Here is a 23,580-nt window from a genome sequence, read left to right as displayed (position 1 = left end):
CCAAGGGACTGGACGGCGCTGGCGACAACTCCAGCAAGCACGACGACGATTGATTTCCCGCGGCCAGGGAAGGCCGCTATCGCTTACTGCACCGGGAAATCGAAGTAGGTCTTCGGGTAGGGCTCGGCCTTCAGGGTGTAGTGCCACCACTCGGCGCCATAAGGCTCGAAGCCGTGGCGCAGCATGGCCTGGCGCAGGGTTTCTCGGTTGCGCGTCTGCTGCACGCTGACCAGCGCGGTGCCGTGATGGGAGATGGGCCCGAAGAAGTCGAACGGGCTGCCCATGTCCAGTTCTTCCCCGGAGCTGGAGTCCACCAGCGTGAGGTCGACGGTGCTGCCGCGCGAGTGGCCGGAATGCTTGGCGATATAGCCGTCGCGGAACAGTGCAGGCTTGTCCAGCGCGGGGTAATAGCGGGCCTTCTGGCGAATGTCCTGCGGGTCGGCGGCCCAGCGGCGGAACTCATCCACGGCGCGCTGCGGGCGATAGCCATCGAAGATCTTCAGTGCCAGGCCGCTCAGGGCGACGTCCTTCTCCACCGCCGCCAATGCGCTGGCTGCTTCGCGGGTCAGGATGATCCGCGCTTTCTGGTAACCGTCGATGGGCTCGCCGACGAAGTTGTCGGCGCCGGCGTAGCGCACCTCATAGCGCGCGGATTTCAGTACCTGGTCGAGATAGACGAAGCCGTCCTGCGTGGGCTGGTCTGCGTACAGTGCCGGGCTGGCCAGCAGGCAGAGCAGTAGCGCGAGGCATCTGCCTTCCCGGCTCATGGGCGCAGCGCCTGGACCCCGTCGTCATCCGGGTCGAAATTGTCCAGGTGCATGCGCTGCTCGAAGGCTTTCAGCGCGGCCTCGCCGTACAGGAAACGGCCACGGGCGCTGGCCCAGTCGTCGGGCTTCAGGCGCACCATCCAGCCCTCGCCGTAGCAGTCCTGGTTGATCAGGCCGGGGCGACGCACCACGGCTTCGTTGCTGGCGAGAACGGTACCGTCCAGCGGGCTGCGCGCCGAGGAAGCAGCCTTGGCGAACTCCACCACGCCGAAGCTGCGGTCGCAATCGATGTGCCAGCCATCGCGCTTGGGGGTGAAGGCGAAGATCTGCCCGTAGATCGCACAGCCGTATGAGGTGAGGCCGATTGTGACGGCGCCGTTTTCTTCCTCGCGCAGCCAGAGGTTGTACTCGGGGGCGTAGAGCAGCTGATCCGGGAATTCGAGGCCTTGCAGCTTCACAGGGTCAGTACCCGGTCATACTCGAGGATCATGCGCGCCATCTCGCCGCCGCTGGCGATCTCGTCGACCTCTTCGATCAGTCGGCTCTCATCGATGCTGATACCCGGTGCGCGGCACATCAGCAGGCGCGCGCCGGCTTCCTTGGCCTGCTGGATGAAATGGCTGATGGGCTCGCCACCCTCCGCGGCATAAAGGTGATCGGCGATGTCCTGAAAGGCCAGGCGCGTGCCTTCGCCACTGAGGAACAGGGTGACCTGTGCGTCCATGCAGGCCAGCAGCGTGGCGGTGTAGAAAGGCGCGGCGCAGCGCGCCGGGGTGCTCGGGCCGCTGCTGACGATGATCAGCACCCGCTGGACTTCAGGCGTGGACAAGGGATTTCTCCAGTTGGACCAGGGCGACACGCCGGCCTTGCGGGTCGGCGCGCTCGACGATGCCCTGCGGCCGATAGCCCAGGCGTGCGTAAAGCAGCAGGCCGGCGGCGTTGGCGTTGAAGCAGGACACTTTCATGACCTGTGCCTTGTACTGGTCGCGGGCGAGATGCTCCATGACCTCGATCAGGTACTGCGCCACGCCGCTGCGCCGTGCCCAGGGCGCGACCATCATGTTGCCCAGCGCGCAGGACTCATTGGCTTGCCACTGGTAGAAGTTGGCGAAGCCGGCGACCCGGCCATCGAGCAGCGCCACGGTGCTTGCGCGCCGTTCGGCCATGGCGGCGGCGAGCTGGCCGATGGTCAACGGCCAGCTCGCCTTGGGGTAGCAGTAGAAGAGTTCGTCGGCGTCCCGGGGAAAGCCGACCACCTCGCCGAGGTCGTCGGCGAGGGCGGGGCGGTGTTGCAGGGCGGGTTGCTTCACGTGCTCACCAGACTCAGTGCGGCGGGTACTGGGCGATGATCTTCTGCACCGTCTCGCGGATTGCCGCTTCGCGCTCGGCGGGCGTCGGTGGGCTGCTGCGCATGATCTGCTCGCCGCTGCCGCGCCAGACCAGCTTGCCGTCCTTGCCGTCGAGCATGTCGACCTGGATGGTGGCGACCTTGTAGGTCACGCTGCGGGTCTCGGCCATGGGCGGCGGGCCCCAGTAGCCACCCCAGTAACCGCCCCAGTAGCCACCGGTGTAGGTGGTCACCTGATCCTGGCGCTGGTCGACGATCAGGTAGGCGCGGATCTTCACATCGCCCGGGTTGCCGTCCTGGGCCTTGCGCAGGCCGCGCTGGTCGAACTGGTCGGCAACCGCGTCGCTGATGCGTTGCTCGGTGAGGTCGCTCTTGATGCGAGGGTCATCCGGGCGGTATTCGAACGCTGGCTGAGCCCAGCTCCAGGTCTGGTAGCGCGAGAAGTCGCGGGTGGTGTCGTAGTCGCGGCTGACACTGGTGGTTTCGCAGGCGGCGAGGCCGAGCAGCAGGCCTAAGAGCAGCAAACGGCGGATCATGGTTGGATTACTCCTGACAGAGCTTTCATCCAAGCGCAGAGTCCGCGCAAAGGCAAGCGGCAGACGGGTCGCGGCGCCAAGGATGAATTCTGGCAAGGTTTGCGGCCAGTCGGCGATCAGCCCGGCGGGTAACCGTCCATGGCCTTGTGCGCGGCTTCGCGCAGCGCGCGGGCCTGGTCGGCCTGGCTGCTACCGTCTTCGTACTCGGCGCTGCCGCTCCATACCTGCTGGCGGTTGTGCGCATCGAAGAGCGCGATGCGCACCACGCTGACGGTGACCACGTAGGTGCGGGTGACCGGGTAGGAGGCGCCGTAGCCGCCATACCACGGGTCGTTCCAGCGGCCGTAGCCGCCGTAGTAACCGCCGTTGTAGTAGTCGGTGGTCTGGCGGGTGCGCTGCTCGCTGGATAGATGGGCGCTGACGGTCAGGTCCGCCGGCGTATTCGGGCGAGCCGGGCGCAGGCCGCGCTGATCCAGTGCCTCACTGACGGCATCCTGCAGCGGGCCACCGAAGCCGGTGCCGTCCATCCAGCTCCACGAGCGGAAGCGCCCGTAGTCCAGCGGCGGCGCGGGATAGCTGCCCGGATCGAGACCGGGATTGGCCGCCTGCGCGGGGGCCGGTGGCATCAGCAGCGAGGTGGCGGTGTAGGGGTTCGGGCCCTGGCAGGCGGCGAGGGCGGCGAACAGTGGCAGGACCAGCAGATGACGCAGCATGACGGACTCCCGCACGCTCACTTCGATTGGCGTGCGCAGTGGCAACTCTGCACCTAATCCTGTGGCCGGCACAGCCAGTGCAGGTAGCGGCCGAGGCCGGCGAAGGCAGGATGTCGACGGTATTGCAGTTCCATCTCCACCAGGTCCAGCGGCTCGGCCTTGTGCTGGAACTCCACCGGCATGTAGTCGTGGAACACCCGCACGCCGCTGCGCACCTCGATGCTCCAGTGACCGGCCATGGCAGCCTCCAGTACGCGCGGATCGAGCGGTTCCTGCGGGGTCAGGCTTTGGCCCTCGCCGGCGAAGCGGTTCTTGCGCAGCTTGCGGAAATGCCCCTTGAGCAGGTTGCGGTAGATCAGCGCATCGCGGTTGTAGAAGGCCAGGGACAGCCAGCCATCGGCGCGGGTCAGTTGGTGCAGCACGGGAAGTATGGCCAGCGGCTCGGCCAGCCATTCCAGCACGGCGTGGCAGATCACCAGGTCGTAGGGCTCGTTGAGCTGGCCGAGCAGGTCCTGCCAGGGAGCCTCGATGAAGGTGGCGTTCAGACCCGCTTCCTCGAAACGCTGGCGCGCGGCCACGAGCATCGGTGCGGCCGGTTCGGCGAGGGTGACTTCATGGCCGCGCCCGGCCAACCACAGCGACATGTGGCCCAGGCCCGCGCCGATGTCGAGTACCCGCAGCGGGCGATCGGGCAAGGCTTCGGCCAGGTCGGCCTGGAGCACGGCGAGGCGGATGGCGCCCTTGGCGCCGCCGTAGATCTTCTCGGCAAAGCGGGTGGCCAGTTCGTCGAAGTGACGGTCGCCGGTCTTCGGGGATTCGCTCACTTGGCGCCTCCTTCGATGAAGCGCCGTTCGCTGTCGGCCAGCTTGGCGAGTACCGCCTGGTTCATGTCGATGCCCAGTTCTGCGCACATCAGCAGCAGGTAGAGCACGATATCGCCGACCTCCTGGCCGGCGTGGGCGAGTTTCTCCGGTGGCAACTGGCGCGATTCGTCCTCGCGCAGCCACTGGAAGATTTCCACCAGTTCGGCCATTTCCACGCTGGCCGCCATGGCCAGGTTCTTCGGGCTGTGGAAGCGACTCCAGTCGTTGTGGTCGCGGATGGCGTGCAGGCGTGCGGTGATGGCTTCGAGGTTCATTGCAGATGGGGCTCCAGCGTCAGCCCCATAGCTTCAAGCCTGGCGCTTCAAACGTCCAGCGGGCCCCAACTGCCGGCCATATGCGGCAGGTCGTCCCTGCCGCGCAGGCTGAATTGCCCGACAGGCGCGGGCTCGCTGGCCAGCAGGGTGACGGAGGAGGGCAGCAGGACGGGCTTCTGGAAGCGCACATCGACCCGATAACCGGCGGCCGGCAGGCGCTCGCCCAGGGCGGCCAGGCTGCGCGCCTTGTTCCACAGGCCGTGGGCGATGGCGCGAGGGAAGCCGAACAGTTTTGCGCTGGCAGCCGACAGGTGGATCGGGTTGTAGTCGCCGGCGACGCGGGCGTAACGCCGGCCGATGTCCGCCGGGCAGTTCCACGCGTCGATCTGCTGCAACGGCAACTCGGCCTCTTCGTGGCGCGCCGCTGGCGAGCCGTCCAGGCGCATGCCGCGGAACAGGATGCGGCTGTCGCCTTCCCAGAGCAGGCCGAGCTGGTCGTGCAACTGGGTGATGATGCTGAAGGTCACGCCTTTCTCGTGGGGCTGCAGGTCCGCCACCCGCACGCTGACGTTGAAGGGGCCCAGCCCGCCCAGCGGCCGCAACACGCTGATACGGTTTTCCAGGTGTACCAGGCCCAGCAGCGGGAACGGGAAGCTCGCGTCGGTGAGCAGTCCCATCTGCAGGCCAAAGGCGAGGATGTGCGGATAGGTAGGCGGCAACAGGTGGTTATCGGTGAAACCGCAGACCTTGCGGTAGCGCTCCAGGTGCTTCGGGTCGACCGTGACCGGGCAGCGCACGCCGCGGGTTGGCAGGCTGCGGCCACGCACGCCACGGCGCAGCGCCGCGCGAACGAACAGGCCGGTGAGGGCGGGTGGGGCGGACAGGTCGAGCCAATCGCGGGGCATCGGGTATCTCCTGAGGGGCATTCATTCAGCTTAGCCAGTGCTCGGCCCCAGGCATTGGCCGTGGCAACGCGGCGCGCGGCAGGCAAGTCAATCTGACCCGCCATTGCTTGGATATTTCCCTCAACCTGCTTCCTGATTCTCTTGAGGGGCGATAAGAAAGCTGCCTAAGATGGGCCCGCCCCATGGATAACTAGAAAAAACACCATGCGTGATCTGACCGACGATGTGGCGCTGATGCGCCCGGTGATCGACGCCCTGCGCGCCAGCGGTACCGACCCCGACCGCGTGCTGGCCCGCGTCGGCCTGCCCGCTGGCAGCCTGCCTGCCGGACGATTCCCCCACAGCGCTCAGAACCTGTTCTGGAAAGCCGCCGCCGAAGAGTGCGGCGAAGAGCATGTCGGCCTCTACCTGGCCGGACACCTGCCCGCATTCCATGGCTTGCTGCTGGAATACCTGTTCCTGTCCAGCGCCACGTTCGGCGAAGGGCTGCGCCATGCCCTGCGCTACGTGCGCCTGCTCTCCGACACCCTCAACGCGCGCCTGGAAGTCGAGGGCGAGAAGGCCGTGCTGCTGCTCGGCCACAGCGCCGGGACCAACCGGCACTTTCCCGAAATGCTGGCCGGTGCGGTCGTGCGCCTGTTCCACGCCCTCACCGAAGGTGACTTCAAGCCCCACGAAGTGCAGTTGATGCATGCGGAAGGCGCGCCGGCCGGGCGTTATCGCGAAGTCTACGGCTGCCCCGCCGTGCTGGGTGCCGAGCGTTATGCCCTGGTCTTCGACGCCGCCGTGCTGGACAAGGCCTCGCGCCATGCCGCTCCCGAGCTGCTGCGCATGCACGAGTCACTGGCTCGCCGGCAACTGGCGGAAGTGGAACGGCTGGACCTGGTGCGCAAGGTACGCGAGCTGATCGGCGTGCTGCTGGTGGATGGCGGCGCAACGCTGGAACAGGTCGCCGCGCGGCTGGACATGCCGGCTCGCCGCCTGCGCGAACGCCTGGCCATGGCGGGAGTGCGTTTCAATGACCTGGTGACCGACTACCGCTGTCGCCTGGCCAAGGAACTGCTGCTCAAGACCGACGAGCGCATCGAGGTGATCGTCGAGCGGACCGGCTTTTCCGAACCCAGCACCTTCTACCGTGCCTTCAAGCGCTGGGTCGGCGAGACCCCCGTGGAGTTCCGCCGCCGCGGCCGCCCGCAACCGCCGGCGGAGTGATCGAACCCTTTCGAGCCCGCCTGTGGATAGGCTTTCCCGGTCAGTCCCACCTTGGAATCACCGATGCAAAGCCGAATCCGCCACGCCTTCCTGCTGTCTGCCTCTCTGTTGTCCGCGCCCTGCGCCTTTGCGGGAGAAATGGGCGAAACGGCCTTCTCCCGCCTGGATGCCAACGGCGACGGTTACATCGAGGCCAGCGACATGGCGCCGATGCGCGTGCGCATGTTCCACCGGCTGGACCGTAATCAGGACGGCTTGCTGACCCGCGAGGAAGTGACGCCGCCAAATCCCAGCGTGCAGGTCTCGCCCAATGCCATCGCCTGGCCGGACCATGACGGTGACGGCAAGGTCAGCCAGGCGGAGTTCATGATCCAGGAGCCGGCGTTGATCGTGCGTGCGGACCGCGATGGCGACCACCGGGTGAGCGCGGAGGAGTTTCGCGAGTTGATCGCGGCGCGACATTGACCGGCCGGCGCGACAGATGACCGGTTTGATGGCCGGATCGAGAGCATGGCGGGGCAGGGGAGAGCGGCTTTATGTAGGGCGAATGACGCGCCAGCGTTATCCGCCATCAAGGGGCCGGCGGATAACCTGTTCCAGGTTATGCGCCCTGCGGCCTGTGGCGTGGTTCGTAGGATGGGTGGAGCCCAAGCGATACCCATGCTGTTGCAGGGATTGATGGGTATCGCTTCGCTCCACGCCATCCTGCAGATGGAGTCAATTGGAGCGGATCAGGCGCCCAGCAGACTCTGCCCACACACCCGCAGCACCTGGCCGCTCACTGCGCCGGAGCCCGGCTGGGCGAACCAGGCCACCGCTTCGGCGACGTCCTGCGGCAGGCCGCCCTGGCCCATGGAGTTCATCCGTCGGCCGGCCTCGCGAATGGTCAATGGGATGGCGGCGGTCATCTGGGTTTCGATGAAGCCCGGTGCCACCGCGTTGATGCTGATGCCCTTCTTGCCCAGCGCCGGCGCCCAGGCCTGCGCCAGGCCGATCAGGCCGGACTTGCTCACCGCGTAGTTGGTCTGGCCCATGTTGCCGGCGATGCCGCTGATGGAGGCGAGCAGCACCACGCGGCCATCGTCATGCAGCTTGTTCGCGTCCAGCAGGGCCTGGGTCAGCACCTGCGGCGCCTTGAGGTTCACCTCGATCACCGAATTCCAGAACGCTTCGCTCATCTTGGCGACGGTCTTGTCGCGGGTGATGCCGGCGTTGTGCACCACGATATCGACGCCATCGGGCAGCGCCGCCACCAGTTGCTCTCCAGCATCAGCGGCGCAGATATCCAGCGCCACGCCACGGCCACCCAGGCGCGCGGCGAGGGCGTCGAGCGCGTCCTTGGCCGGTGGCACATCCAGCAGCACCACCTCGGCGCCGTCACGGGCCAGGGTCTCGGCAATGGCCGCACCGATACCGCGAGCGGCGCCGGTCACCAGTGCGCGCTTGCCCACCAGCGGGCGGCTCCAGTCCTGCACCTGCTTGTCGTAGGCAGACAGGCGCACGACCTGCCCGGAGACATACGCGCTCTTTGGCGAAAGGAAGAAGCGCAATGCACCTTCGAGCTGGTCCTCGGCTCCCTTGCCGACATACACCAGTTGCACGTTGCCGCCGCGGCGGATTTCCTTGCCGAGCGAGCGGCTGAAGCCTTCGAGGCTGCGCTGCACGCTGGCGGCGATGGGGTCTTTGATCGATTCCGGCGCGCGGCCGAGGATCACCACGTGCGGGCATTTATCCAGGCCCTTGAGGGCGCCCTGGAAGAAGGTGCGCAGTTCGATCGTCTGCTCGAAACGGGTCAGGCCGCTGGCATCGAAGACGATGGCCTTGAGCTTGGGGCCGTGCTCGGCGGTCCAGCGCGGCAGGCCGTACTGGCCGTCGCTGAAGGCGAAGATCGAATCGGTCAGGCGCTCGGCGAAGGGCAGCACGGCCTCGTTCAGGTTGCCCTCGCCACCGAGCAGCAGCGCCCCATCCACCGGCCGCGTGCGCCCGGCGCTCCAGCGCTCCAGGCGAACCGGCGCAGGCAGGCCGAGGGCGCCGACCAGGCGGCGGCCGACGTTGGAGTTGGCGAAGGCAATGTAGCGATCGGTCATGGAACGGGCTCCTGAACGGATTCTCTAAAGTGCTGACCACTCTACGCAGGCAGGGGTTCGACGCAATTGACCGCGCTGACCTGCGCAACGGCGGGGCGGCCAATGCGACACAAGCGGCTAAGGTTAGCCTTGACCGCACTTTAACGCTCATCCATCCAGGAGCTCTGCATGACCCAATTGCGCCGGGTCGCCATCGTCGGCGGCAACCGTATTCCCTTCGCCCGCTCCAACACCCTGTACTCCACGGCGAGCAACCAGGAGATGCTGACCTCCGCGCTGGACGGCCTGATCGAGCGCTACAAGCTGCACGGCGAGCGCCTGGGCGAGGTGGTCGCCGGCGCAGTGCTCAAGCATTCGCGCGACTTCAACCTGACCCGCGAGTGCGTGCTGGGCACGCGCCTGGCGCCGGAAACTCCGGCCTATGACATCCAGCAGGCCTGCGGTACCGGCCTGGAAGCGGCGATTCTCGTGGCCAACAAGATCGCCCTCGGGCAGATCGACTGCGGCATCGCCGGCGGCGTGGACACCACCTCCGATGCGCCCATCGGCGTCAACGAAGGGCTGCGCAAGATCCTGCTGGAAGCCAACCGCGGCAAGTCCAACGCCGAGAAGATCAAAAGCCTGCTGAAGATCCGCCCGCGTCACCTGATGCCGCACATCCCGAAGAACGGCGAGCCGCGCACCGGGCTGTCGATGGGCGAACACTGCGAGCTGATGGCGCAGACCTGGGCCATCCCCCGCGACGAGCAGGACAAGCTGGCCTACGAGAGCCACCACAAGCTGGCCGCCGCCTACGACGAGGGCTGGCAGAACGACCTGATGACGCCGTTTCGCGGCCTGGTGCGCGACCAGAACCTGCGCCCGGATATCAACCTGGAAAAGATCGGCACCCTCAAGCCGGTGTTCGAGAAGGGCCCGCGCGGTACCCTGACGGCGGCCAACTCCACGCCGCTGACCGATGGCGCTTCCGTGGTGCTGCTGGCCAGCGAGGAGTGGGCGAAGGCGCGGGGCCTGCCGATCCTGGCGTACTTCAAGGATGGCGAAGCAGCGGCGGTGGACTTCGTCGGCGGCCACGAAGGCCTGTTGATGGCGCCGGTTTACGCAGTGCCGCGCCTGCTGGCGCGCAACGGCCTGACCCTGCAGGACTTCGACTTCTATGAAATCCATGAAGCCTTCGCCGCCCAGGTGCTGTGCACCCTCAAGGCCTGGGAAGACGCGGACTACTGCAGGGAGCGCCTGGGGTTGGACGCGCCGCTGGGTTCCATCGACCGCAGCAAGCTCAACGTGAAGGGCAGTTCGCTGGCAGCCGGCCACCCGTTTGCCGCCACTGGCGGGCGCATCGTCGCCAACCTGGCCAAGCTGCTGGATGCCGCCGGCAAGGGGCGCGGGCTGATCTCGATCTGCGCCGCGGGCGGCCAGGGTGTGACCGCGATCATCGAACGGTAATCCAATACAACGGGGCGGCCCTCTTCGCCGCCCCGCGATGTAGCAACTCCGTGACTTCAGGCGGCACCGCGCGAGCGGCGCCGCCTTTTTTTATCCTACGAAGAGCAGAGCGTAGGGCGCATAACCTGGAACAGGTTATCCGCCGATAGGGGAGTGGCGGATAACGCTGGCGCGTTATGCGCCCTCCGAAACTGCGAGGGAGCTGTAGGAGCGAGCTTGCTCGCGAATACCGGTTACGCCGAAGTTCGGGCTGCTCGCGAGCAAGCTCGCTCCTACAGAAAGGCGGCGAGCGGGGCCTCGCCAGGTCGCTTCCGTAGGAGAGAGTCTTCCCCCTGCAATTGCCTTCTAGAAAGGTCCTCAGCCACCCTGCAACATCGCCGGATGGATTCGCCGGGAGAAGGGCGTGGAGAGCACCAGTGAAGTCTTGCTGGTGCCGAACTGGGCGAGGCGGTCGATCAGCTCTTCCAGTTCCTGGGTGCAGCTCACCGCCACCTTGAGCATCACGCAGGCTTCGCCGGTGATGCGGTAGCAGTCGATGATCTGCGGGATTTCCAGCAATGGGTCGAGCATGGTCTTGCTGCGATGGTCGTTCAGGCGCAGTTCGATCAAGCACTGGATCGAACGGCCCATCTTCGACAGGTCTACGCTGGCGTGGTAGCCGGTGATCACGCCTTCGGCCTCCAGGCGCGCCACGCGGTCGGCCACGGCGGGAGGCGAGAGGTTGATGCGTCGGGCCAGTTCGGCGAAGGACAGGCGGCCGTCTTCCAGCAGGGCGGCGAGCAGGGCGCGGTCGTATTTGTCCATCAGTCTTGCCTCGGCATTCTGGTTAAAACAGATTCAACGGAAAATGACCGGAAAATCCATCGATTGAAAAGTGTTACGCCGCTATTGGCGTTGTCTGTGCCTTATCCGTGGGTGGATGCCTGCATAAAATGAATCGCCCCACCCGCCTTGTCGAGCCCCTTTCATGACCACCCTGCCCATGCCCAGAGCCCGCGTCTCCCTGACCCTGATCGCCGCGTTTTTCGCCCTCTATTTCATCTGGGGCTCGACCTACCTGGTCATCCGTATCGGCGTGGAATCCTGGCCGCCGATGCTGATGGCCGGCTGCCGCTTCATCATCGCCGGGGCGATCCTGTTCGCCTGGATGCTCTGGCGCGGCGCGCCGCTGCCGAGCCTCAAGCAGTGCTTGTCGGCGGGCGCCATTGGCATCCTCCTGCTCAGTTGCGGCAATGGCGGGGTGACGGTGGCCGAGCACTGGGGCGTGGCTTCGGGTGTGGCGGCGTTGGCCGTGGCAACCGTGCCGCTGTTCACCCTGGTGTTCGGGCGCTTCTTCGGCAACAGGACCAACGCGCTGGAGTGGGCCGGCATCGCCCTGGGCCTGCTCGGCATCGTGCTGCTCAACCTCGGCTCGAACCTGCAGGGCAGCCCGGCGGGCGCGGCGCTGATCATCTTTGCGGCGGCCACCTGGGCCTTCGGCTCGGTGTGGAGCCGGCGCCTGGACCTGCCCGCCGGCGCCATGGCCAGCGCGGTGGAGATGCTGGTGGGTGGCGGCGTGCTGCTGCTGGGCAGCCTGCTCAGCGGCGAGCGCCTGGAGCAGATGCCCACCGCCGCCGGCTGGGGCGCGCTGGCCTACCTGGTGGTCTTCGGCTCGATCATCGCCTTCAGCGCCTACATGTACCTGCTGGCCAATGTGCGCCCGGCGGCGGCGACCAGTTACGCCTACGTCAACCCGGCGGTGGCGGTCATGCTCGGCGTGGTATTCGCCGGCGAGCACATCGGCCTGGCGGAATCCCTGGCGATGGCGGTGATCATCAGCGCGGTGGTCTTGATCGGCCTGCCGCAGTGGCGACGCGGCCCCGCGAACTGATCCCGGAACGCAAAGCGCCCGCCCACAGGAGACTGTGGGCGGGCGCTGTGTTTTCCGGCTCAGGTCAGATCACGAAGAAGCCGTGGGTGCCGTCGCGGCCCAGTTGCTCGACCAGGCCGAACTCCCAGTCCAGATAGCCCTGCATGGCTTCTCGGGGGTTGTCGGTGCCTTCGTACGGACGGCGGTAGCGGTCGATGCGCGGCGCCGCCAGATGGCTTTCGCCTTCCTCGGTGGGCAGGCCGGCGGCGACCCAGGCACCGGTGCCGCCATCGAGCAGGAACACCGGCTTGTTGCTCAGGGCTTCCACTTCCGCCACGGCGAAGCGCGCCAGCAGGCTGCTGCCGCAGGTGAGCACATAACGCTCGGCATTGCCCAGTTGCGCCACTGCCTGCTTCAGCTGGCTGCGCAGGGCCCAGGCGGCGCCGGGGATGTGGCGCTTCACGTAGTTGGCGCTGGCGGTGAAGTCGAGCACGGCGGTGCCCGGTTCGCGCAGCCAGTCGGCCAGGGTCTGCGGGCTGATGGTCTCGGCCTGCGGCTTGGGCGGCAGCGGTGCACTCCACGCGCCCTGTTCGCTGAAGTCGGCGGCAGACAACCCGTCCAGCACTGCCACCTGCCAGCCCATCTGGGCCAGCCAGGAAGCGCTCATGTTGGCGCGTACGCCGTCGTTGTCCACCAGCACCAGACGCGCACCGCGCACGCTGGCGACGTGGTCGGTTTCCTGCACCAGCTGGCCGCCGGGAGTCGAGCGCGAACCCGGCAGGTGGCCGGCTTCGTATTCTTCCGGCGTGCGCACGTCGAACAGGTAGGTGGTGCGCTCGGTTTCGCCCTGCCATTGGCGCAGGCCGGCCAGGTCGATACGCGCGACGTTTGCGCGGTCGGCCACGGCGCGGGCGCGCTGGGCGGCGGATTCGCGGGTACTGGCGGAAACCTCGGCGAAGCGCCGTGCCTGCCCGTGTTCCAGCTGCTGGCCGGCCAGGGTCCAGCCGATGGTGCCGTTGCGCAGCGCCGACACCGGGTTGGGAATGCCGGCGTTCACCAGCGACTGGGTGCCGATGATGCTGCGGGTGCGCCCGGCGCAGTTGACGATGACGCGGGTGGCCGGGTTCGGCGCCAGTTCGGCGACGCGCAGCACCAGTTCGGCGCCCGGCACGCTGACGCCGCTGGGGATGCTCATGGTCTGGTATTCGTCGAAGCGGCGGGCGTCGAGCACCACCACGTCGGCCTGGGCGTCGAGCAGCGCCTTCACTTCCTCGGCGGCCAGCGACGGGGTGTGGCGCTCGGCCTCCACCAGTTCGCCGAACGACTTGCTCGGCACGTTCACGTCCTTGAACAGCTCGCCACCGGCCTCGCGCCAGCCGGCGATCCCGCCGTCGAGAATGGCCACGTCGCTGTAGCCCAGCGCCAGCAGGCGCTGCGCGGCGATCTGCGCCAGGCCTTCGCCGTCGTCATAGACGGTGACCGGCGTATCGCGGCGCGGCACGCGGGCGTAGATCTCCAGCTCCAGCTTGGACAGCGGCACGTTGGCGGCGAACAGCGGGTGTTCCTGGGCGAATGGGTCTTCCTCGCGCACATCCAGCAATGCCAACTCCTGGCGGGCGAGGAGGGCGGCGCGGATATCGTGGAAGGAACGACGGATGATCTGGCTCATGCAGGGTTCTCTTTCGACAGGTCCCAGATATTGGGCAACTGGCTGTTGGAATAGCCGGAGATGAAGGGTTTCTCTTCGCCTTCGGCACTGAAGACAGCACGCCGAACCGCGCCGATGTTGGCACCGTAGACGTGGATGCTGATGGACGGCCGGTCGGCGAAGGCGTTGCTGACCTGGTGGATGTCGCCGATGCGGGGTGACACTGCCTCCACTTCGCCGGGCTCCAGGCGATGCGGCTCGCCCTCGGGCTGCAGGCGGCCATCGGCGGCGAAGGCGAACGGCTGCGAATACTCGGCGCCGCGCAGCATGCCGATCAGACCCCAGACGCGGTGGTCGTGCACTGGCGTGCGCTGACCCGGGCCCCAGACGAAGCTGACCACCGAAAAGCGCTGCCGCGAATCGGCGTGCAGCAGGTACTGCTGGTAGCGCTGCGGGTCGGGGCGGGCGTAGTCCTCGGGTAGCCAGTCGTCATGGCGCACCAGTTCGGCGAGCAACGGGCGGGCTTCGGCGAGCAGCGCGGCTTCGTCGGGAGCGGTGTCGATCACGGCTGCCAGATCGCCGATGAACTGGCGCAGGCGGTCGAGGCGAAGGGAGGCTGACATGCGGGGGATTCACTCCGGAAGGTTCTGGCGCTACGGTAGCAAACGCATTTTTATTCCTGAAATGCATTTTGAATCTAAGCTAATATGCGAGAAATGCAATTGGTGCCAGCCCCATGAAGATCGACGACATCGATGCCTTCGTCGCGGTGATCCGCAACGCCTCCCTCAGCCAGGCCGCCGAGAGCCTTGGCCTGACCCAGTCAGCCATCACCCGGCGGGTGCAGAGCCTGGAGGAGTCCCTCGGGGTGGCGCTGCTGGACCGCAACACCAAGCCGCTCAAACCCACTGCCGCCGGGCGCCGCGTGTTCGAGCAGTGCTTGCGGGTGATGCGCGAGGTGGACGGCCTGCGTGAGCTGGTGGCCGGCGACAGCGCGCCCAGCGGCGTGTTGCGCCTGGGCGTGCCGCAGAGCATCGGCGAGGTGGTGTTGCTGGAGGCCCTGCGGCGGCTGGCCGGTGAATACCCGGAGCTGCGCGCGCAGGTCAGCAGCGGGTGGGGCAGCCATCTGCTGGCTCGGCTGGAGAATGCCGAGCTGGACGCGGCCGTGGTGCTGTTCCCGCCGAGCAAGGTGTTCCCCGATGACCTCGGCGCCACCGCGCTGGGCCGCATGGAATTGTGCGTGGTGGCCGCGCGCGACAGTGAGGTGAAGGCCCGCCGCCTGCTCGACTGCTACCAGCACGGCTGGGTGCTCAACCCCGACGGCTGTGGTTTCCGCGCCGGCCTGCAACGCGCGCTGGCCGATCAGGGGCTGGGCTTGCAACTGAACCTGGAAACCTTCGGCAGCGAGCTGCAGCTGGGCCTTGTGGCCGAAGGGCGCGGGCTGGGCCTCGTGCCGGCGCCAGCCCTGGCGCGCAGTCGCTACCGCGACCAGTTGCGCGTGCTGCAACTGGACGACTTCCAGCCGCTGATCCAGCTCTGGCTGGTGCGCCCGCGCCTGCTGGGCAATCTCGAATCGCCGGCGCGGCTGTTCGGTGATGCGGTGGCTGAAGGTCTCGACATCGCGGCGGCCTGATTCGCCGCACCTGCTGCCCTTGTGGAAACGCGAAAATCCCGCTCTGCAACTTGGTCGTGCCTGAATATGCGTATTTAGCATATTAGGATATGACAAAAATGAATTTCCATCATGAAGAACTTGCCTATAGCTTCTAAGAACAACGTCAAAACCGACGTTTTCCTTATAACGAAAGCCGCCGACCTTATGCAGCGGCCCAGGCGAGGGCAACACAGTGAGCGTGGAAATTCTCGGCATGATCACCGCCACCCCGAGTTCCGAGGTGGACCAGCCGCTGGGGGAGGCGGTGGATGCCGGATTCGTCCGGCGCTTTGCCCAGGCCCATGAGGACGCTGGTTTCGACCGCGTGCTGGTGGGGTATTTCAGCAATGCCGCCGAAGGAGCGGTGGTCAGTTCCTTCGTCGCTGCCGCTACCCGGCGCCTGGGCATCCTGCTGGCCTATCGACCCGGAGTGATCGCGCCGCCCCTGGCTGCCCGGCAACTTGCCACTCTCGATCAGTTCAGCGATGGCCGCCTGGCCCTCAACGTGGTCAGCGGCGGCAACGACGAAGACCTCGCCCGCGACGGCGACTACCTCGAACACGACCGCCGCTACGCCCGCACCGATGAATACCTGCAAGCGCTGCGCGGCATCTGGAGCGCTGAAGGCCCGGTGGACTTCGATGGCGAGTTCTATCGCTTCCAGGGCGCCTCGCCCGCCGTGCGCCCGCAGCAGAAACCGCACATCCCGATCTACTTCAGCGGCTCCTCGGATGCCGCCATCGACGTTGCGGCGAAGCACGCGGACACCTACATGCTCTGGGGCGAACCGCTGGCCGCCGTCGACGGTCACATCCGCCGCGTGCGGGCTGCCGCGCATGCCCAGGGGCGTGATCCTCGCTTCTCGGTGTCCTTCCGCCCCATCGTCGCCGATACCGAGGAAGCCGCCTGGAAGCGCGCCGCCGAAGTGCTCGAACAGGTCCGGGAGAACCGCACCCGCCTGGGCCTGCCGCTCAATGACCACCAGCCGGAAAACGTTGGCTCCCAGCGCCTGCTGGCCGCGGCGCAGCAGGGCGAGGTGCTCGATACACGCCTGTGGACCGGCGTGGCCCGGCTTACCGGTGCGCGCTGGAACTCCACCGCGCTGGTCGGCACGCCCGAGCAGGTCGCCGCCGCGCTGGGCGAGTACTACCGCCTGGGCGTTTCCACCTTCCTGATCCGTGGCTTCGACCCGCTCGGCGATGCCGTGCGCTACGGCCAGGGCCTGATTCCCGCCATCCACGACCATATCGCCCGTCTGCCGCAACTGCGGCGCGCCGGCTGAGGAGCTTTTCGATGAACCTGAAGCAACGCCTGCGCGCCACCTTCGCCGCGCTCGTCCTGGGCGCGCCGCTGGCCCAGGCCGCCGACCTGCCGACCTTGCGGGTGGGCGACCAGAACTACTACAACGTGCGCGCATCGATGGAAGCGTCCGGTGTGCTTGAAGGCGCGCCTTACACCGTCGACTGGAAGCACTTCCAGTCCGCCGCGCCGGTGGCCGAAGGCCTGCAGGCCGGTGCGCTGGACCTGGGCTTCCTCGGCGACTCGGGCTTCATCTTCCTCGCCGCCAAGGGCGCGCCGGTGAAGCTGATCGGCATCTCCCGGCAGAACCCGGACACCATTGCCCTGCTGGTGCCCAAGGATTCGCCGGTGAAGACCATCGCCGACCTCAAGGGCAAGAAGGTCGCCTACTGGCCGGGCGCCTGGAGCCAGCAATTGACCCTGCGTGCGCTGGAGAAGGCCGGCTTGCCCAGCGATTACGTTGAGTTCGTCAAGCTGATGCCCATCGACGCCGCCGCCGCATTGCCACGCGGCAGCATCGATGCCTTCCCGGTGTGGGAGCCCTACATCTCGCAGCAGATCGTGTTCTCCGGCGCGCGCCCGATCCTCACTGCCCGCGACCTGATGCCGGGGCTGTCGAGCATCGCTGCCAACGCCAATTCCATCGATCCCAAGCGCGAGCAGATCGCCGATTTCCTTGGCCGCCTGCAGAAGGCCCGCGCCTGGGTCGAGGCGCACAAGGAGCAGTACGCCGACATCTGGGCGAAAAAGGCCAACCTCGACCAGTCCGTGTCGCGCCACTGGATCGGCCAGGCCGCCATGAGCGTCGGCCCGGTGGATAAACAGGCCGCCGCCGATTACCAGGGCACCGCCGACTTCCTCCTGCAGACCGGCGCGCTGCCCAAGGCTTTCGATACCTCCAGCGTGATCGATACCTCCTTCGCCACCTCATTCCACTGAATGGCGGGTTCTCAGCTAAGGCAAAAAGGTTATTTAACCTTGTGACGGTGCTTGGATATGGTTCTAAGTGCCGCCCTGGCCGCCGGCTCTGCCCGACGGCGTAACGGGGTTGTTCCAGGCTCAGTTTCCGCTTCAGTCCACCCGCGCGCCCAACGCCCAGGCCACTGATCCTCGCGTCTTTCCAGAGGTGTCCATGAGCGTTGTTCCATTCCGGCTGGCTGCGACCCGGCCGGTCGCACCGCCTGTTCCCAGCACGGCCGGATCCTGGGCTCGCGCCCTGCGCGAGTCCGGCCTGCTGCGGCTGTCCCTGCCGGCTCAACTGGGCGGTAGCGCCAGTCCCTGGCAGGACATCCTGCAAACCCTGCGCGATCTCTGCGAGCGGGACGGCGGGCTGGCCCGGCTGTTCGCCGTCCACCACCTGCAGCTGGCGCGGGTCAGCCTGCTGGGCAGCCGCGAGCAGGTGCAGCGCCTGCTCAACCTGACGCTGTTGCGCGAGCCGCTGTGGGGTGCGCTGGGGGGCGGGCAGTCGCTGCAGGCCGCCGAACATGTTCGCGGTGGTTTCCGCGTCAATGGCGCGGAGTGGGACGCCTTCACCGTCGAAGCCGCCGACTGGCTGGTGCTGCGCGCCTGGTACGAACCCGGTCGCGATTTCCTCCTCGCCGCGCTACCTGGCGCCCGTGCTGGCCTGGTGCTGCGCGGCGGTGCGCAGTGCAACGAACTGCGTCTGCACCCGGAAGACATCCTCCTGCCGCCGGGGCTGGCGATCACGCCTCGGCGTTCGCTGTGCGATGGCCTGGCCCTGCTGCTGGAAGCCAACGTCGCCCTCGGTCTTGCACTGCATGCGGCAGAGCGGCTGGAACTGGCGCAGAGCTCTGAGTTGTTGCGGCTTCTCGGGCTGGGACTGGTGCTCAGCGAACAGGCCGCCGCGCAATTGGACGACGACATCGCCGCTGGCGCCGGGCTGAGCTTCAGCCGCAGCAGCCATTTCTCCAACCTGGCCATCCAGGCGCTGGCGGTGGCTCGTGAGGCCGCGCAGTCGAGTCTCCGCGCGGAAGGCTTGAGGGCCCGGCTGCTGGGGGCTGCGCACTGATCGGCGGGTAAATCCGTCCGGCATTAGTTAAGAACTAAAAATTATTTATTTTGGATTTTTTATGCCTGTAATCTTCGCTCTACCGGACCACCGGACTCATCCAGCATCACCTGACCTGTCCAGTGGTCCGCCTCGCTCTGCGGGCGGCCAACCCGTACCCGAGGAGCCGTATCCATGTCCCGCAGTCATTTCCTGCGCCGTTTCGCCGTTGGCCTCAGCGCGTCGGTCGCCCTGTTCGGCGCCCTGTCCGCCCAGGCCGAGCAGACCCTGCGCATCGGCTTCCAGAAGTCCTCCACGCTGCTGACCGTGGTTAAAGCCCAGGGCAACCTGGAGCGCGAGCTGGGCAAGCAGGGCATCAAGGTCACCTGGCATGAGTTCCCCAGCGGCCTGCCGCTGCTCGAATCGCTGAATGTGGGCAACGTCGACCTGTCCGCCGACGTCGCCGATACCGTACCCGTCTTCGCCCAGGCCGCCGGCGCGCAGCTGACCTATTTCGCCCGCGAAACCCCGTCGCCCACCGCGCAGTCGATCCTGGTGCCGCACGATTCGCCGCTCAACTCCCTGGCCGATCTCAAAGGCAAGCGTGTGGCCGTGACCAAGGCCGCCGGCAGCCACTACCTGCTGATCGCCGCCCTGCAGAAGGCCGGGCTGAAGTTCTCCGACATCCAGCCGGCGTACCTCACTCCCGCCGATGGCCGTGCCGCCTTCGAGAACCACAAGGTCGATGCCTGGGTGACCTGGGACCCGTACGTGGCCAGCGCCCAGCGTCAGCAGAACGCCCGCGTGCTGGTCGATGGCAAGGGCCTGGCCAGCTACCAGCGCTACTACCTGGCGTCCACCGAGTACGCCAAGGCTCACCCGGAAGTGCTCAAGCAGGTCTTCGCCGAACTGCAGAAGACCGGCCGCTGGGTGAAGGAACACCCCAGCGACGCCGCCAAGGTGCTCGGCCCGCTGTGGGGCAACCTCGATGTCGCCACCGTCGAACAGGCCAATGCCCGCCGCAGCTATGACGTTCAGCCGGTGCGCAAGGACGGCCTCGACGAGCAGCAACGCATTGCCGACGCCTTCTACGCCGAAGGCCTGCTGCCCAAGCCTGTCGATGCCCGCGCGGTGCCGGTGTGGCAGCCGGACGTGGCGAGCAACTGATCCCCTATTTCCCGCCGCTCTCCCGAGCGGCCCGTCACGGCCCGGCCGGCCGCCTTTGTACGCATATCCAGGAGCTCCACATGAAACACATCAGTGCCCCGCGCCGCCTGCTGGCCGCGCTTGCCCTGGTCGGCGTCGCTGGCGCCGCCCAGGCCGATATCACCCTCGGCTACCAGACCGGCATCGACCCGACCAAGGTGCCCCAGGCCGACGGTACCTACGAGAAAGTCATCGGCGAGAAGCTCGACTGGCGCCGCTTCAACAGCGGCCCGGAAGTGGTCGCCGCCATTGCCTCGGGCGACGTGCAACTGGGCAACCTCGGCTCCAGCCCGCTGGCCGCCGCGACTTCCCGTGGCCTGCCGATCGTCGCCTTCATCGTCTCCGCGCAGATCAACGCCGCCGAGGCCCTGGTGGTGCGCAACGGCAGCAAGATCGAGAAGCCCGAGGACCTGGTCGGCAAGACCATCGCCACGCCCTTCGTGTCGACCTCGCACTACAGCCTGCTGGGCGCGCTCAAGCACTGGAACATCGACCCCGGCAAAGTGAAGATCGTCAACCTCAACCCCACCGAGATCGCCGCCGCCTGGCGCCGTGGCGACATCGATGGCGCCTTCGTCTGGTCGCCCGCCCTGGGCGAGATCAAGAAATCCGGCAAGGTACTGACCGACGCCGCCGAAGTCGGCCAGTGGGGCGCACCGACCTTCGAGGTCTGGGTCGCTCGCAAGGACTTCGCCGAGAAGCACCCGGAAGTCATCGCCAAGTTCGCCAAGGTCAGCCTGGACTCCTTCGCCGACTACAACGCCCACAAGGCCGAGTGGACCGCCGATTCCGAACAGGTGAAGAAGATCGCCAAGCTGACCGGCGCCGATCCGAAGGACGTGCCCGAGTTGCTGGCCGGTTCGGCCTTCCCCGAGTCCCAGGCGCAGCTGTCTTCCGCGCTGCTGGGTGGTGGCACCGCCAAGGACATCGCTGGCACCGCTGCCTTCCTGAAAGAGCAGAAGCGCGTGCCTTCGGTACTCAAGGACTACTCGCCCTACGTCAGCGCGGAATACGTGCGCCAGGCGGAGAGCGTGCAGGTGGGGCAGCGCTGATCGACCTGCAGCGGGGCACCCTCTCCCCAACCCTCTCCCTTCCAGGAAGAGGGTTGGGCGGAGGGTTGGCACCGCAGCATCCCTTTCTCACCCTACGGAGGGCAGAACATGAGCCGTCTGACGGCCGAGGCGGTCAGCCTCACTTTCCAGCAGCGCGGACGCGAGCGCGTCGTGCTGCAGGACCTCACTCTCAGCCTGGCCAAGGGCGAATCCCTGGTGGTGCTCGGCCCGTCCGGCTGCGGCAAGTCCAGCCTGCTCAACGTGCTGGCGGGCTTCCAGGCGCCTGACAGCGGTCGCGTGCAGATCGATGGCCGGACCCTCGAAGGTCCTGGCGGTGAACGCGGCGTGGTGTTCCAGGATGACGCCCTGATGCCCTGGCTCAACGCCCTGGACAATGTGGCCCTGGGCTTGCGCATTCGCGGCGTCGGCGCTGCCGAGCGCAATGCGCGTGCCCACGAAGTATTGAAGCTGGTGGGCCTGGGCGAGCACGCGGACTACCGCATCTCGCAACTTTCCGGCGGCCAGCGGCAGCGCCTGGGCCTCGCCCGCGCACTGGCGGTGGAACCGGATTTCCTCCTGCTCGACGAACCCTTCGGCGCGCTCGACGCGCTGACCCGCGAACGCATGCAGGTGCTGACCCTCGACTTGTGGCGCAAGACCGGCAAGGGCCTGTTCCTGATTACCCACAGCGTCGACGAAGCGCTGTTCCTCGCCACTGACCTGGTGGTGATGGACGGGCCACCGGCGCGCATCGTCAAGCGCCTGTCGCTGGACTTCGCCCGCCGCTACGCCGCCGGCGAGCCGGTGCGCAGCATCAAGTCCGACCCGGAATTCGCGCGTCTGCGCCAACTGCTTCTCGATGAGTTCCTCGAAGAACCGGAGGCCGAGCATGCCCACTGAAACCCTCGCCGCCAAACTCCCCGCCGCCGCGCCGAAATCCCGCAGCGTACCGGGTGATTACCGCCGCTGGGCCGCCGCCGGCAGCATCGTCGGCGTCTTCGTGCTCTGGTGGCTGGCCACGCATCTGGGCTGGGTCGACACCCTGTTCCTGCCGGCCCCGGAGCAACTGGTGGAGGCCTTCCAGCGTGTGCTGGCCGAAGGTTACGTCGACGCCTCGCTGTGGCAACACGTCGGCACCAGCCTGATGCGTGTGCTGCTGGCGCTGGGCGCGGCGGTGCTGACGGCAATTCCGCTGGGCATCCTGATGGGCCTCAATCCGCTGGTCAGCGCGGCGTTCGATCCGCTGGTGGAGTTCTATCGCCCGGTGCCGCCGCTGGCCTACCTGCCGCTGATCGTCATCTGGTTCGGCATCGGCGAGCTGTCCAAGGTGCTGCTCATCTACCTTGCCCTGTTCGCGCCGCTGCTGATCGCTACTGCCGCCGGTGTCCGCCGCGTGGACAAGTCGCGCATCCAGGCCGTGCGCTGCCTGGGCGCGAGCCGCCTGCAGGTGGTGCGTCACGTCATCCTCCCCAGCGCGCTGCCGGAAGTCCTGACCGGCCTGCGCATCGCCCTGGGCGTGGGCTGGTCGACCCTGGTCGCCGCCGAGCTGATCGCCGCCAACCGCGGCCTGGGCTTCATGGTGCAGTCCGCCGCGCAGTTCCTCGCCACCGACGTGGTGGTGCTGGGCATCCTGCTGATCGCCGCCATCGCGCTGAGCTTCGAGCTGGGGCTGCGCTGGCTGCAGAAGCGGTTTGCGTCCTGGGAATAACCGCTTCCTTCTTCAAGAACACTGATCCGACGCCCTCACCACGCAGGTGAGGGACAGGGCAGAGCACGCCTCTTCCCGTGAACCTCACGAGAGAACACGAACATGACCACCCTGAGCATCGAACCCATCAGCCCGGCCCTGGGCGCCGTCGTTTCCGGCGTGCGCCTGGCCGATCCGCTGGACGACGCGGCGCAGCGCCAGATCGAGCAGGCCCTGCTCGATCACCACGTGCTGTTTTTCCGCGATCAGCCGCTGACGCCGAGCCAGCAGGCGAACTTCGCTGCGCGCTTCGGTGACCTGCACATCCACCCGATCTACCCCAGCTCGCCGGAACAGCGCGAAGTCATCGTCCTCGATACCGCCGTCACCGATGTGCGTGACAACGCCATCTGGCACACCGACGTGACCTTCCTGGAAACCCCGGCCCTGGGCGCCGTGCTCGCCGCCAAGCAGCTGCCGCCCTACGGTGGCGATACCCTTTGGGCCAGCGGCATCGCGGCGTTCGAGGCGCTGTCGAAGCCACTGCAGCAACTCCTCGACGGCCTTACCGCGACCCACGACATCAGCAAGTCCTTCCCGCAGGAGCGCTTCGGTGCCACCGACGCGGATCGCGCGCGGCTGGAAGAGGCGCGGAGGAAGAACCCGCCGCGCAGCCACCCGGTGATCCGTACGCACCCGGTCACCGGGCGCAAGGCGCTGTTCGTCAGCGACGGCTTCACCACCCGCATCAACGAGCTGGAGCCGGCGGAAAGCCGCGCCATTCTCGACCTGCTGTTCGCCCACTTCGCGCGTCCTGAGTTCACCGTGCGCTGGCGCTGGAAGGAAAACGACGTGGCCTTCTGGGACAACCGCGTAACCCAGCACTACGCGGTGGACGATTACCGCCCGCAGCGGCGGGTGATGCACCGGGCGACGATTCTCGGGGACAAACCGTTCTGACCGGCTCTTCTGTAGGAGCGAGCTTGCTCGCGAACGGATTTCATCGGTGTGTCGGTGTTGTGCGG

General features: G+C 67.1%; 26 protein-coding genes. 13 read left to right on the top strand and 13 right to left on the bottom strand.

The features are described from left to right. Window positions 1-83: 83 nt before the first annotated feature. The 9 genes from GJV37_RS22375 to GJV37_RS22335 all read right to left on the bottom strand — a co-directional run bounded on the left by GJV37_RS22375 (window position 84) and on the right by GJV37_RS22335 (window position 5,407). Window positions 84-767: a M15 family metallopeptidase gene (locus tag GJV37_RS22375; protein ID WP_083196177.1), complete on the bottom strand. Its 684-nt coding sequence runs from the start codon at window positions 765-767 to the stop codon at window positions 84-86. Beyond that, on the bottom strand, window positions 764-1,225 hold the full coding sequence (locus GJV37_RS22370) for a glycine cleavage system protein H (RefSeq protein WP_170858933.1): 462 nt from the start codon (window positions 1,223-1,225) through the stop codon (window positions 764-766). The genes GJV37_RS22375 and GJV37_RS22370 overlap by 4 nt, the downstream gene beginning before the upstream one ends. Next, a complete protein-coding gene (locus tag GJV37_RS22365) occupies window positions 1,222-1,596 on the bottom strand; it encodes a DsrE family protein (RefSeq protein ID WP_024766197.1) in 375 nt (124 codons plus the stop codon). The genes GJV37_RS22370 and GJV37_RS22365 overlap by 4 nt, the downstream gene beginning before the upstream one ends. After that, window positions 1,583-2,077, bottom strand: coding sequence for a GNAT family N-acetyltransferase (locus GJV37_RS22360; protein ID WP_037017383.1), 495 nt, complete (start codon window positions 2,075-2,077; stop codon window positions 1,583-1,585). The genes GJV37_RS22365 and GJV37_RS22360 overlap by 14 nt, the downstream gene beginning before the upstream one ends. 13 nt (window positions 2,078-2,090) lie before the next feature. Then, on the bottom strand, window positions 2,091-2,651 hold the full coding sequence (locus GJV37_RS22355; protein WP_037017378.1) for a DUF4136 domain-containing protein: 561 nt from the start codon (window positions 2,649-2,651) through the stop codon (window positions 2,091-2,093). A gap of 116 nt (window positions 2,652-2,767) precedes the next feature. Beyond that, a complete protein-coding gene (locus GJV37_RS22350; protein ID WP_170858934.1) occupies window positions 2,768-3,364 on the bottom strand; it encodes a DUF4136 domain-containing protein in 597 nt (198 codons plus the stop codon). A gap of 53 nt (window positions 3,365-3,417) precedes the next feature. Next, window positions 3,418-4,188, bottom strand: coding sequence for a methyltransferase (locus GJV37_RS22345; RefSeq protein WP_065085499.1), 771 nt, complete (start codon window positions 4,186-4,188; stop codon window positions 3,418-3,420). Further along, entirely contained in the window at window positions 4,185-4,502 is a 318-nt protein-coding gene (locus GJV37_RS22340) for a nucleotide pyrophosphohydrolase (RefSeq protein ID WP_024766201.1), read from the bottom strand. Before GJV37_RS22340 ends, GJV37_RS22345 begins: the two co-directional genes overlap by 4 nt. A gap of 47 nt (window positions 4,503-4,549) precedes the next feature. Next, a complete protein-coding gene (locus GJV37_RS22335) occupies window positions 4,550-5,407 on the bottom strand; it encodes a MaoC family dehydratase (RefSeq protein WP_170858935.1) in 858 nt (285 codons plus the stop codon). Window positions 5,408-5,611: 204 nt separating this feature from the next. Here GJV37_RS22335 and GJV37_RS22330 point away from each other — a divergent pair, with 204 nt between their 5' ends. Next, the gene (locus GJV37_RS22330) at window positions 5,612-6,619 is read left to right on the top strand and encodes an AraC family transcriptional regulator (protein WP_037017366.1); all 1,008 of its coding nucleotides are present in this window, start codon (window positions 5,612-5,614) and stop codon (window positions 6,617-6,619) included. A gap of 63 nt (window positions 6,620-6,682) precedes the next feature. After that, window positions 6,683-7,084, top strand: a complete 402-nt coding sequence (locus GJV37_RS22325; RefSeq protein WP_170858936.1) for an EF-hand domain-containing protein — start codon at window positions 6,683-6,685, stop codon at window positions 7,082-7,084. Window positions 7,085-7,350: 266 nt separating this feature from the next. Here the strand turns inward: GJV37_RS22325 and GJV37_RS22320 are convergent, their stop codons facing one another. Beyond that, window positions 7,351-8,706, bottom strand: coding sequence for a 3-oxoacyl-ACP reductase (locus GJV37_RS22320; RefSeq protein ID WP_170858937.1), 1,356 nt, complete (start codon window positions 8,704-8,706; stop codon window positions 7,351-7,353). A gap of 168 nt (window positions 8,707-8,874) precedes the next feature. On the opposite strand from GJV37_RS22320, the gene GJV37_RS22315 reads away from it, so the two are divergent. Then, window positions 8,875-10,152, top strand: coding sequence for an acetyl-CoA C-acetyltransferase (locus tag GJV37_RS22315; RefSeq protein WP_037017360.1), 1,278 nt, complete (start codon window positions 8,875-8,877; stop codon window positions 10,150-10,152). Between the two features lie 357 nt (window positions 10,153-10,509). Here the strand turns inward: GJV37_RS22315 and GJV37_RS22310 are convergent, their stop codons facing one another. Beyond that, window positions 10,510-10,956, bottom strand: a complete 447-nt coding sequence (locus GJV37_RS22310) for an Lrp/AsnC family transcriptional regulator (protein WP_065085495.1) — start codon at window positions 10,954-10,956, stop codon at window positions 10,510-10,512. Window positions 10,957-11,134: 178 nt separating this feature from the next. Here GJV37_RS22310 and yedA point away from each other — a divergent pair, with 178 nt between their 5' ends. Beyond that, entirely contained in the window at window positions 11,135-12,022 is an 888-nt protein-coding gene (gene yedA / locus GJV37_RS22305) for a drug/metabolite exporter YedA (protein ID WP_024766206.1), read from the top strand. 64 nt (window positions 12,023-12,086) lie between these two features. Here the strand turns inward: yedA and GJV37_RS22300 are convergent, their stop codons facing one another. Both GJV37_RS22300 and GJV37_RS22295 read right to left on the bottom strand, forming a co-directional pair. Next, on the bottom strand, window positions 12,087-13,670 hold the full coding sequence (locus GJV37_RS22300; protein ID WP_170858938.1) for a rhodanese-related sulfurtransferase: 1,584 nt from the start codon (window positions 13,668-13,670) through the stop codon (window positions 12,087-12,089). Further along, complete coding sequence (locus tag GJV37_RS22295) at window positions 13,667-14,272, bottom strand: 3-mercaptopropionate dioxygenase (RefSeq protein WP_037016387.1); 606 nt, start codon at window positions 14,270-14,272, stop codon at window positions 13,667-13,669. The genes GJV37_RS22300 and GJV37_RS22295 overlap by 4 nt, the downstream gene beginning before the upstream one ends. 113 nt (window positions 14,273-14,385) lie before the next feature. On the opposite strand from GJV37_RS22295, the gene GJV37_RS22290 reads away from it, so the two are divergent. The 9 genes from GJV37_RS22290 to tauD all read left to right on the top strand — a co-directional run bounded on the left by GJV37_RS22290 (window position 14,386) and on the right by tauD (window position 23,515). Next, window positions 14,386-15,282 (top strand): LysR family transcriptional regulator, encoded by an 897-nt coding sequence (locus tag GJV37_RS22290; protein WP_193452957.1) that lies wholly within the window; start codon window positions 14,386-14,388, stop codon window positions 15,280-15,282. A 235-nt stretch (window positions 15,283-15,517) separates the two neighbouring features. After that, window positions 15,518-16,585, top strand: a complete 1,068-nt coding sequence (locus GJV37_RS22285; RefSeq protein WP_170858940.1) for an LLM class flavin-dependent oxidoreductase — start codon at window positions 15,518-15,520, stop codon at window positions 16,583-16,585. 11 nt (window positions 16,586-16,596) lie between these two features. Next, entirely contained in the window at window positions 16,597-17,541 is a 945-nt protein-coding gene (locus tag GJV37_RS22280) for an ABC transporter substrate-binding protein (RefSeq protein WP_024764756.1), read from the top strand. Window positions 17,542-17,734: 193 nt separating this feature from the next. Then, complete coding sequence (locus tag GJV37_RS22275; protein ID WP_170858941.1) at window positions 17,735-18,631, top strand: acyl-CoA dehydrogenase family protein; 897 nt, start codon at window positions 17,735-17,737, stop codon at window positions 18,629-18,631. 174 nt (window positions 18,632-18,805) lie between these two features. Beyond that, entirely contained in the window at window positions 18,806-19,777 is a 972-nt protein-coding gene (locus GJV37_RS22270) for an aliphatic sulfonate ABC transporter substrate-binding protein (RefSeq protein ID WP_037015267.1), read from the top strand. A gap of 80 nt (window positions 19,778-19,857) precedes the next feature. Then, window positions 19,858-20,868, top strand: coding sequence for a taurine ABC transporter substrate-binding protein (gene tauA, locus GJV37_RS22265; protein WP_024764758.1), 1,011 nt, complete (start codon window positions 19,858-19,860; stop codon window positions 20,866-20,868). A gap of 108 nt (window positions 20,869-20,976) precedes the next feature. Next, window positions 20,977-21,768, top strand: coding sequence for a taurine ABC transporter ATP-binding protein (locus GJV37_RS22260; RefSeq protein WP_037015270.1), 792 nt, complete (start codon window positions 20,977-20,979; stop codon window positions 21,766-21,768). Continuing rightward, on the top strand, window positions 21,758-22,576 hold the full coding sequence (locus GJV37_RS22255; RefSeq protein WP_065085489.1) for an ABC transporter permease subunit: 819 nt from the start codon (window positions 21,758-21,760) through the stop codon (window positions 22,574-22,576). The genes GJV37_RS22260 and GJV37_RS22255 overlap by 11 nt, the downstream gene beginning before the upstream one ends. A gap of 102 nt (window positions 22,577-22,678) precedes the next feature. Beyond that, window positions 22,679-23,515 (top strand): taurine dioxygenase, encoded by an 837-nt coding sequence (tauD, locus tag GJV37_RS22250; protein ID WP_024764760.1) that lies wholly within the window; start codon window positions 22,679-22,681, stop codon window positions 23,513-23,515. Window positions 23,516-23,580 lie beyond the last annotated feature (65 nt).

Origin of the sequence: Pseudomonas nitroreducens (assembly GCF_010994165.1) — a bacterium.
Lineage (GTDB): Bacteria > Pseudomonadota > Gammaproteobacteria > Pseudomonadales > Pseudomonadaceae > Pseudomonas > Pseudomonas nitroreducens.
This window is presented reverse-complemented; position numbering and strand designations above follow the sequence as displayed.

What these genes read in the sequence shown, in the direction of transcription:
- GJV37_RS22375 (WP_083196177.1), bottom strand. Translation starts at nt 767, where the DNA reads ATGAGCCGGGAAGGCAGATGCCTCGCGCTACTGCTCTGCCTGCTGGCC.
- GJV37_RS22355 (WP_037017378.1), bottom strand. Translation starts at nt 2,651, where the DNA reads ATGATCCGCCGTTTGCTGCTCTTAGGCCTGCTGCTCGGCCTCGCCGCC.
- GJV37_RS22350 (WP_170858934.1), bottom strand. Translation starts at nt 3,364, where the DNA reads ATGCTGCGTCATCTGCTGGTCCTGCCACTGTTCGCCGCCCTCGCCGCC.
- GJV37_RS22340 (WP_024766201.1), bottom strand. Translation starts at nt 4,502, where the DNA reads ATGAACCTCGAAGCCATCACCGCACGCCTGCACGCCATCCGCGACCAC.
- GJV37_RS22335 (WP_170858935.1), bottom strand. Translation starts at nt 5,407, where the DNA reads ATGCCCCGCGATTGGCTCGACCTGTCCGCCCCACCCGCCCTCACCGGC.
- GJV37_RS22330 (WP_037017366.1), top strand. Translation starts at nt 5,612, where the DNA reads ATGCGTGATCTGACCGACGATGTGGCGCTGATGCGCCCGGTGATCGAC.
- GJV37_RS22325 (WP_170858936.1), top strand. Translation starts at nt 6,683, where the DNA reads ATGCAAAGCCGAATCCGCCACGCCTTCCTGCTGTCTGCCTCTCTGTTG.
- GJV37_RS22320 (WP_170858937.1), bottom strand. Translation starts at nt 8,706, where the DNA reads ATGACCGATCGCTACATTGCCTTCGCCAACTCCAACGTCGGCCGCCGC.
- GJV37_RS22315 (WP_037017360.1), top strand. Translation starts at nt 8,875, where the DNA reads ATGACCCAATTGCGCCGGGTCGCCATCGTCGGCGGCAACCGTATTCCC.
- GJV37_RS22310 (WP_065085495.1), bottom strand. Translation starts at nt 10,956, where the DNA reads ATGGACAAATACGACCGCGCCCTGCTCGCCGCCCTGCTGGAAGACGGC.
- yedA (WP_024766206.1), top strand. Translation starts at nt 11,135, where the DNA reads ATGCCCAGAGCCCGCGTCTCCCTGACCCTGATCGCCGCGTTTTTCGCC.
- GJV37_RS22300 (WP_170858938.1), bottom strand. Translation starts at nt 13,670, where the DNA reads ATGAGCCAGATCATCCGTCGTTCCTTCCACGATATCCGCGCCGCCCTC.
- GJV37_RS22295 (WP_037016387.1), bottom strand. Translation starts at nt 14,272, where the DNA reads ATGTCAGCCTCCCTTCGCCTCGACCGCCTGCGCCAGTTCATCGGCGAT.
- GJV37_RS22290 (WP_193452957.1), top strand. Translation starts at nt 14,386, where the DNA reads ATGAAGATCGACGACATCGATGCCTTCGTCGCGGTGATCCGCAACGCC.
- GJV37_RS22285 (WP_170858940.1), top strand. Translation starts at nt 15,518, where the DNA reads ATGATCACCGCCACCCCGAGTTCCGAGGTGGACCAGCCGCTGGGGGAG.
- GJV37_RS22280 (WP_024764756.1), top strand. Translation starts at nt 16,597, where the DNA reads ATGAACCTGAAGCAACGCCTGCGCGCCACCTTCGCCGCGCTCGTCCTG.
- GJV37_RS22275 (WP_170858941.1), top strand. Translation starts at nt 17,735, where the DNA reads ATGAGCGTTGTTCCATTCCGGCTGGCTGCGACCCGGCCGGTCGCACCG.
- GJV37_RS22270 (WP_037015267.1), top strand. Translation starts at nt 18,806, where the DNA reads ATGTCCCGCAGTCATTTCCTGCGCCGTTTCGCCGTTGGCCTCAGCGCG.
- tauA (WP_024764758.1), top strand. Translation starts at nt 19,858, where the DNA reads ATGAAACACATCAGTGCCCCGCGCCGCCTGCTGGCCGCGCTTGCCCTG.
- GJV37_RS22260 (WP_037015270.1), top strand. Translation starts at nt 20,977, where the DNA reads ATGAGCCGTCTGACGGCCGAGGCGGTCAGCCTCACTTTCCAGCAGCGC.
- GJV37_RS22255 (WP_065085489.1), top strand. Translation starts at nt 21,758, where the DNA reads ATGCCCACTGAAACCCTCGCCGCCAAACTCCCCGCCGCCGCGCCGAAA.
- tauD (WP_024764760.1), top strand. Translation starts at nt 22,679, where the DNA reads ATGACCACCCTGAGCATCGAACCCATCAGCCCGGCCCTGGGCGCCGTC.